The sequence below is a fragment of the Mesorhizobium sp. M2A.F.Ca.ET.067.02.1.1 genome (assembly GCF_004023285.1).
Lineage (GTDB): Bacteria > Pseudomonadota > Alphaproteobacteria > Rhizobiales > Rhizobiaceae > Mesorhizobium.
In genome coordinates this window covers 1-7,432 of the sequence record NZ_RZSB01000259.1, presented here as the reverse complement: position 1 = coordinate 7,432, position 7,432 = coordinate 1, and the positions used below count along the sequence as shown (strand labels likewise).

Genomic DNA, 7,432 nt, shown 5'->3' with positions numbered 1-7,432 from the left:
CCTTCATCGTCACGCCGAACTTCTATGTCATCAAGCAATACAACAACAGCGATCTCTATGGCCTGTTCATCGGCCATGCCGCCGACCGCATCGCCAAGGGCGACGCCACCTTTGCCGGCGGTTGGGGGCCGGTCGGCGATCTGCACCGCTCCGACATCGCCGCCTTGCAGCGGGCGCTGGAAGCCAAGGGCTACGACGTCGGCAGCGCCGACGGCCTGCCCGGCTTCAAGACGCGCCGCTCGATCGGCGTCTGGCAGGCCAAGAACGGCAAGCCCGCCACCTGCTTTCCAGATGCAGGCTTGGTCGCGCAGTTGAAATAGCGGCGACTTCCAGGGCTCGAACACAGGCAGATTTTTCTCGATCGGCGGCTGCAATTAGCCGGCGCATGGGTCGACGGATCGCCGCCCATTTGGTCCGATATGCCGTCTGGTAAAAATCCATGCGGCCGAGCGGACGGCAACGAATAGGGAGTTGACCAACTGGACAAAAAACACGACGGTAAGCGGGCAAAGCCGTTGCCGGCCTTGCCAAGAACAATACGCCCTGAGCCGGGAACTCAGGTCAACAAGAACAGGGAACGATCATCATGATGCTGGAAAAGTTTGCCGTCCGTAGCTTGCTTGCAGGTGTGGCGATGACCGCGCTGCTCGCGACGCCTGCCTTCGCCGTCACGCCCGCCGACACGCTGGTCGAAGGCTTCGCCATCGACGACATCATCTCGATGGATCCAGGCGAGGCGTTCGAGCTGTCGACCGCCGAAGTCACCGGCAACACCTATGATCTGCTGGTCCGCCTCGATCTCAGCGACACCTCCAAGGTCAAGCCCGACCTCGCCGAGAGCTGGACCGTGTCCGACGACGGCCTGACCTACACCTTCAAGCTCAAGCCCGGCATGAAGTTCGCCTCCGGTAATCCGATCACCGCGGCCGACGTCGCCTATTCCTTCGAGCGCGCCATCAAGCTCGACAAGAGCCCGGCCTTCATCATCAACCAGTTCGGCATCAGCGGCGACAATGTCACCGAAAAGGCCAAGGCGGTCGATGACACGACCTTCCAGTTCGTCGTCGACAAGGGTTACGCGCCAAGCTTCGTGCTCAACTGCCTGTCCGCCACTGTCGCCTCCGTCGTGGACTCGAAGCTGGTCAAGGAGCATGTCGCCGCCGTCACGCCGAGCGCGGACTACAAATGGGATAACGACTTCGGCAACGCCTGGCTGAAGACCGGCTATGCTGGTTCAGGCCAATACAAGTTGCGCGAATGGCGCGCCAACGAAGCCGTCGTTCTGGAGCGCAATGACAATTACAATGGCGAGAAGGCCAAGCTCGCGCGCGTCATCTACCGTAACATGAAGGAAAGCTCGGCGCAGCGCCTGGCGTTGGAGGCGGGCGATATCGACGTCGCCCGCAACCTCGAGCCGAACGATCTCGACGCCATCGCCAAGAATGCTGACCTCACCACCACCAGCGCGCCGAAGGGCACGGTCTATTACATCAGCCTCAACCAGAAGAATCCGAACCTCGCCAAGCCGGAAGTTCGCCAGGCGTTCAGATATCTGGTCGACTATGACGCGCTGAGCACCACCATCCTCAAGGGCATCGGCGAGATCCACCAGTCCTTCCTGCCCAAGGGCGACCTTGGCGCGATCGACGACAACCCGTTCAAGCTCGACGTCGCCGAGGCCAAGGAATTGCTCGCCAAGGCCGGCCTGGCGGATGGTTTCAAGGTGACGATGGACGTTCGCACCGGCCAGCCGACCACCGGGATGGCGGAATCGATCCAGCAGACGCTCGGCCAGGCCGGCATCCAGTTGGAGATCATCCCAGGCGATGGTAAGCAGACGCTTACCAAATATCGCGCCCGCAACCACGACATTTATATCGGCAACTGGGGCCAGGACTATTTCGATCCCAATTCGAACGCGCAGACCTTCGCCTCCAATCCGGACAATTCCGACGCCGCCAAGATCAAGACTTTGGCCTGGCGCAATGCCTGGGACATCCCGGACCTGACCAAGCAGACCGAGGCGGCGCTTCTGGAAAAGGATTCGGCCAAGCGCGCCGACATGTACAAGGATCTGCAGCAGAAGATCCTCGACACCAGCCCCTTCGTCATCATCCACCAGCAGCTGGAAGTGGCGGGGCTGCGCAAGAACCTCAAGGGCTTCGCGCTCGGCCCGAGCTTCGACACCAACTTCGTCGGTCCGGTCTCGAAGGAATAGCGTCCTCGGACGCCCCGTGAGCGTAGCTGAAAACCAGGCGGCGGCAGGGCGCGGCAGCGCCCGCGCCGTCGCCATTCTATCCTCGCTCGGCCGCTTCCTGGTCGTCGCGGTGACGACCTATCTCGGCCTGCTCGCGGTGACCTTCTTCATCGGCCGCGTCATACCGATCGATCCGGTGCTGGCTGTCCTCGGCGATCGCGCGCCGACCGCCGTCGTCGAGCGCACGCGCCGCGAGATGGGGCTCGACCTGCCCTGGATCGAGCAGTTCTACATCTATGTCAAAGCAGCGCTGAGGGGCGACTTCGGCACCTCGGTGCTGACCACCAATCCGGTGATGTCCGATATCCGCCGCGTCTTTCCGGCGACCATCGAGCTGGCGACGCTGGGCACGATCATCGGTGCCGTCATCGGCGTGCCGCTCGGGGTGTTGGCCGCTGTCAAGCGCGGCAGCCTGATCGACCAGATCGCCCGCGTCGTCGGCCTCATCGGCTATTCCGTGCCGATCTTCTGGCTGGGACTGCTCGGCCTGGTGCTGTTCTACGCCAAGCTGCAATGGATCGCTTTCCCTGCGCGGCTCGACGTCATCTATGAATACACCTTCACGCCGATCACCGGCTTCTACCTGCTCGATGCCGCGATCCAGGGGCAGTGGGACGTCTTCCACGACGCCTGGCGTCATATCGTCCTGCCGGCCGCGCTGCTCGGCTATCTGTCGCTCGCCTATATCAGCCGCATGACCCGCTCCTTCATGCTGAACGAGCTGGCGCAGGAATATGTCGTCGCGGCGCGTGCCAAGGGCCTGTCGGAGACGCGCGTCATCTGGGGCCATGCGCTGCGCAATGCCGCCGTGCCCATGGTCACCGTGATCGCGCTTTCCTATGCAAACCTGCTCGAAGGCTCGGTGCTGACCGAGACCGTCTTCTCCTGGCCGGGCATCGGCCTCTACATCACCAATTCGCTGCAGAATGCCGACATGAATGCCGTGCTCGGCGGCACCATCGCCATCGGCTCGGTGTTCATCGCCATCAACCTCCTGTCCGATCTGCTCTACCGGCTGCTCGATCCGAGGACGAAGATCGGATGAGCGCTGAAACCATCCAATCCAGGCGCGAATGGCTGCTCAGCGACCGGCCGGCATCGCGCCTGCAGGCAAGGCTCGGCCGCGCCTATGTGTCCTGGCGGCGTTTTTCCGCCAACCGGCTGGCGCTGGTCGGCATGCTCATCATCATCGCGCTGCTGGTGGTCGCGGCTTTTGCCGATGTGCTGGCGCCCTATTCGCCGACTGTCGGCGATCTGAAGAACGCCCGCCTGCTGGCGCCGAGCGCCGCGCATTGGTTCGGCACCGACGACCTTGGCCGCGACATCTATTCGCGCATCGTCTACGGCGCGCGCTGGACCCTTTATGTGGTCATCCTCGTCGCCATCATCGCCGCGCCCATCGGCCTTTTGGTCGGTACCGTCGCCGGTTACGCCGGCGGCTGGACCGACACGATCCTGATGCGCGTCACCGACATCTTCCTTGCCTTTCCGAAGCTGGTGCTGGCGCTCGCCTTCGTGGCCGCGCTCGGCCCAGGCATCGAGAATGCGGTGCTGGCGATCGCAATCACCTCCTGGCCGCCCTATGCGCGCATCGCCCGCGCCGAAACGCTGACGGTGCGCAACTCCGATTACATCAAGGCGGTGCAACTGATGGGCGCCTCGCCTGTCCGCATCGTGCTGCGCCACATCATGCCGCTCTGCATCTCCTCGCTGATCATCCGGGTGACGCTGGACATGGCGGGCATCATCCTGACCGCCGCCGGCCTCGGCTTCCTCGGCCTCGGCGCGCAGCCGCCGCTGCCCGAATGGGGCGCGATGATTGCGTCCGGCCGCCGCTTCATCCTCGACCAGTGGTGGGTGGCCGCGGCCCCAGGTGCCGCGATCCTTATCGTCAGCCTCGGCTTCAACCTGCTTGGCGACGGCCTGCGCGACGCGCTTGATCCCCGGAGTGGCGACCAATGAGCGGTGACCAATGAGCGACACGCTCCTCGAAGTCGACGATCTGCGCGTCACCTTCCCGACCCGCACCGGTCTCGTGCAAGCGGTGCGCGGCGTTTCCTTCTCGCTCGGCCGCGAGCGTCTGGGCATTGTCGGCGAGAGCGGCTCCGGCAAATCGCAGACCGGCCGCGCCATCATGGGACTTCCCCCGCCGCAGGCCGAGGTTTCGGCCAAGAAGCTCGCCTTTGACGGCATCGACCTGCTCTCGATCTCGCCTCGTCAGCGCCGGTCGCTGCGGGGAAACCGCATCGCCATGATCCTGCAGGATCCGAAATATTCGCTGGATCCGGTGATGACCATCGGCCGTCAGATCGTCGAGACGCTGCGCACGCATGAGAAGGTCTCCAAGGCCGAGGCGCGCGAACGGGCTCTGGCCATGCTGCAGGCGGTGCAGATCCGCGATCCGGCTCGCGTCTTCGATCTTTATCCGCACGAGGTCTCGGGCGGCATGGGCCAGCGCGCCATGATCGCCATGATGCTGGTCACCGGACCCGAACTGATGATCGCCGACGAGCCGACCTCGGCGCTCGACGTCACCGTGCAGCTCGACGTGCTCAAGATCCTCGACAAGCTCGTGGCCGAGCGAGGCATGGGGCTGATCTTCATCTCGCATGATCTGCGCCTGGTCTCATCCTTCTGCGACCGGGTCGTCGTCATGTATGCCGGCAAGGTGGTCGAGCAGATCAAGGCTTCCGAATTGCGCGACGCCCGGCACCCCTACACGCGCGGCCTGCTCAATTGCATGCCCAGGATCGGCTTTGAGCGCCATCCGCTGCCGGTGCTCGACCGCAAGCCGGAGTGGGCGGCATGACGGCCGCCATCGCCGCCCAAGGGCTGGAAGTGGTCTTCGACCGGTTTCGCGCGCTGAAGGGCGTCAACCTCGAGGTGAGGGAAGGCGAATCCTATGGCTTGGTCGGCGAAAGCGGCTCCGGCAAGTCAACGCTGCTAAAGGCGATCACCGGCCTTGCGCCTGTCGCTTTGGGCACCATCACCGTCAACGGCAAGAGGCTCGGCAAAACCCGCGACAAGGCCTTCTACCGCGATGTGCAGATGGTGTTCCAGGATCCCTACGGGTCGCTGCATCCGCGCCAGACGGTCGACCGACTGCTGCAGGAGCCGCTCGCGATCCATGGCATTGCCGATGGCGAGAAGCGCATCGAGCGCGCGCTGGACGAGGTCGGCCTCGGCAAGGGCTTCCGCTTCCGCTATGCGCACCAGCTTTCCGGCGGCCAACGCCAGCGTGTCGCCATCGCGCGTGCGCTGATCCTCGAACCCTCGATCCTTCTGCTCGACGAGCCGACCTCGGCGCTCGACGCCTCTGTTCAGTCCGAAGTGCTGAACCTTCTCGAAGAGGTCCGTCGCCGCCGCAAGCTCACCTTCCTGATGGTCAGCCACGACCTCGCCATCATCACCCATATGTGCGAGCGGCTGATGGTGATGCAGAACGGCGAGGCGGTGGAAACACTAACCGCGAGCCAGCTGATCGGGCATCGGGTCAGCGAAGATTATACGCGCAATCTGCTGAGGGCGAGTGAGGGGTTCGTGCGGACGGCTTGATATGGTCCTGTTGGCTCGTGGCCAATTTAGGAGATTTCGCATGGAGCGATGGGACTTCGAAGACCCACCGAACGTCGCGGTCTTATCCGTTAAGGGCATATTCAGACACGGCGACTGGATCGCGTATGTTGTGCATGAAAATGACGATGACGACGACGATAATGATGAAAGGGGCAGTTGGCAGTTCTACAGCAGCGACACGCGGGATCGGAATGAAAGTGACATGATGCTCGTAGGCTTGCAAGAGGTGGTTGACCGGGACAAAAGCATCCTGGAATTGGCCGATTTGCCAAAGGGTTGGCACGCTTGGCGCAGCTCAAGGTCATCACCGTGGCAGCGCGCCAAGTCGCGTCCTCTCGGCCTTCGCGATGACGAATGGCGGCCTTAGGTTGGGGTGGTCTGCGCCAGATCTCCGGTCTCTGAAACAGCCACGCTTTCCCTATCTTTCGGCTCCTTGACCCTGAACCACGTCACGTAGAGTGCCGGCAGGAACAGCAGCGTGATCGCCGTGCCGGCGATGATGCCGCCCATCATGGCGTAGGCCATCGGTCCCCAGAACACTTCGCGCGCGATCGGGATCAGCGCGAGACTTGCAGCCGCGGCGGTCAGCGCGATCGGCCGCATGCGATGCTCGGTCGCTTCGACCACCGCCGCCCAGCGGTCCTTGCCTTCTTTGACGAGGTCCTCGATCTGCACGATCAGGATGACCGAGTTGCGGATCAGGATGCCGATCAGCGCCAGCACGCCGAGGATGGCGACGAAGCCGAGCGGCGCGCCGCTGGGAACCAGCGCCGCCACCACGCCGATCAGGCCGAGCGGCGCCACCGCCACCACCAGGAACAGGCGCTGGAAGCTCTGCAACTGTACCATCAGGATGGTCGCCATGATGAACAGCATCAACGGCACCACGGCCGCGATCGGGCCCTGGCTCTTGGCGCTTTCCTCGACCGAACCCGCGGTCTCGACCGAATAGCCGGGCGGCAGCTTGGCGATGAAGGCGTCCACCGACGGCTTCAGCTCGTTGACGACGGTCGCCGGCAGCACGTCGCCGACCAGGCCGGCGCGCACCGTGATCGTCGGCGTACGGTTGCGCCGCCAGACCGTCGGCTGTTCGAGGTCGTAGCGGAAGTTGGCGACGGCGGCGAGCGGGATCGACTCGCCGTTGCCGGTCGGCAGCTGCATGTTCTGCAGTGTCTCGATCGAGCCGCGCTCGGCCTCGCGCGACCGCGCCACGACATCGATGAGGTAGGTCGCGTCGCGGACCTGCGTGATGGTAGAGCCGCCCACCGTGCTGTTCAGCGCGCTGGCGATGTCGGAAGAGGTGATGCCGAGCTGGCGCGCCTTGTCCTGCAGCACGTCCACCCTCAGCACGCGCTGCGGCTCGTTCCAGTCGAAGGTGGGGGCGGCGAGCTTCGGATTGGCCGAGATCACGCCGGCAAACTGCTGCGCAAGCTCCCGCACCGTCTGGATATCGGGACCGCCGACGCGGTACTGCACCGGCCTGCCGACCGGCGGGCCGAGCTCCAGCAATTTGACGAAGGCGTCGGTGCCGACGAACTCCTCGCGCAGCAGCTTCTCCAGCGCCGGCTTCACCCGGTTGCGCGCCTCGATGTTCTTGGT

The 7,432-nt window shown here is 64.0% G+C and carries 8 protein-coding genes; 7 read left to right on the top strand and 1 reads right to left on the bottom strand.

What is annotated here, in order from left to right:
* The 7 genes from EOA28_RS18360 to EOA28_RS18330 all read left to right on the top strand — a co-directional run.
* On the top strand, positions 1–320 hold a 320-nt coding region (locus tag EOA28_RS18360), incomplete at its 5' end, for a peptidoglycan-binding domain-containing protein (protein ID WP_189342091.1).
* Positions 321–586: 266 nt separating this feature from the next.
* Complete coding sequence (locus EOA28_RS18355) at positions 587–2,218, top strand: ABC transporter substrate-binding protein (RefSeq protein ID WP_127249660.1); 1,632 nt, start codon at positions 587–589, stop codon at positions 2,216–2,218.
* 16 nt (positions 2,219–2,234) lie between these two features.
* Positions 2,235–3,302, top strand: a complete 1,068-nt coding sequence (locus EOA28_RS18350) for an ABC transporter permease (protein WP_128315133.1) — start codon at positions 2,235–2,237, stop codon at positions 3,300–3,302.
* The gene (gene nikC, locus EOA28_RS18345) at positions 3,299–4,219 is read left to right on the top strand and encodes a nickel transporter permease (RefSeq protein WP_126079437.1); all 921 of its coding nucleotides are present in this window, start codon (positions 3,299–3,301) and stop codon (positions 4,217–4,219) included. The genes EOA28_RS18350 and nikC overlap by 4 nt, the downstream gene beginning before the upstream one ends.
* A gap of 10 nt (positions 4,220–4,229) precedes the next feature.
* Positions 4,230–5,066, top strand: coding sequence for an ABC transporter ATP-binding protein (locus EOA28_RS18340; RefSeq protein WP_128315132.1), 837 nt, complete (start codon positions 4,230–4,232; stop codon positions 5,064–5,066).
* Positions 5,063–5,812, top strand: coding sequence for an ABC transporter ATP-binding protein (locus tag EOA28_RS18335; RefSeq protein ID WP_127249658.1), 750 nt, complete (start codon positions 5,063–5,065; stop codon positions 5,810–5,812). The genes EOA28_RS18340 and EOA28_RS18335 overlap by 4 nt, the downstream gene beginning before the upstream one ends.
* Before the next feature lie 40 nt (positions 5,813–5,852).
* Positions 5,853–6,200 (top strand): hypothetical protein, encoded by a 348-nt coding sequence (locus EOA28_RS18330; protein WP_127249657.1) that lies wholly within the window; start codon positions 5,853–5,855, stop codon positions 6,198–6,200.
* Here the strand turns inward: EOA28_RS18330 and EOA28_RS18325 are convergent.
* On the bottom strand, positions 6,197–7,432 hold a 1,236-nt coding region (locus tag EOA28_RS18325; protein WP_148670753.1), incomplete at its 5' end, for an efflux RND transporter permease subunit. The genes EOA28_RS18330 and EOA28_RS18325 overlap by 4 nt on opposite strands.